A 506-nucleotide genomic window follows, 5' to 3' on the forward strand; every position below is an offset into this window, starting at 1 on the left:
GACTATGAAACGCCCGAACAGCGAATCCGCGCCTGATCAGGACTGTCGCACTTGGTGGTTGAATTCACCCCCGGACTAGACAATATGTATTCCTTCGAGGCCGCCTGCGTAGATTTGAAGAGACTCAAACTGGTCAGAGGTGTCCAAGAGATGCAGCTCTAGTCCGTTGGCGAGTGCAATGACCAGACGATTCCTATCCACCACCTGTACCCAAGCAACGGGACTGCCGAATACTTGGTAGAAGTCAGTGCTTGGCCACACCCCTGACTTCCAGACGCCGATCAGAGCGCCGTTTCGATTTAGCTCTACAGTTGACTGAACAGCAAATTCAACGGTGCCAAAGGTAAACTGGAGGTCGTAAGGGCCGACGCAGAACTGCGTGGTCTCGTGTCCTACCATCTGTGAGAGATCTAGATCTTCCGGGAATCCGTACATGGGGCCTAACGCCAGAGTTAAGCCGAGACGCGTAGTGGAGCGAAACACATGGCAAGCTTTACCTGCCATGT

Annotated in this window: 1 protein-coding gene; it reads right to left on the minus strand. The window is 53.4% G+C overall.

Going from position 1 to position 506, the window contains the following annotated elements:
• Positions 1-75 precede the first annotated feature (75 nt).
• The coding region (locus ACW5E8_RS14805; RefSeq protein ID WP_456966307.1) for a hypothetical protein at positions 76-506 on the minus strand (431 nt) is incomplete at its 5' end.

It is taken from the genome of Luteimonas sp. A649 (assembly GCF_054072735.1).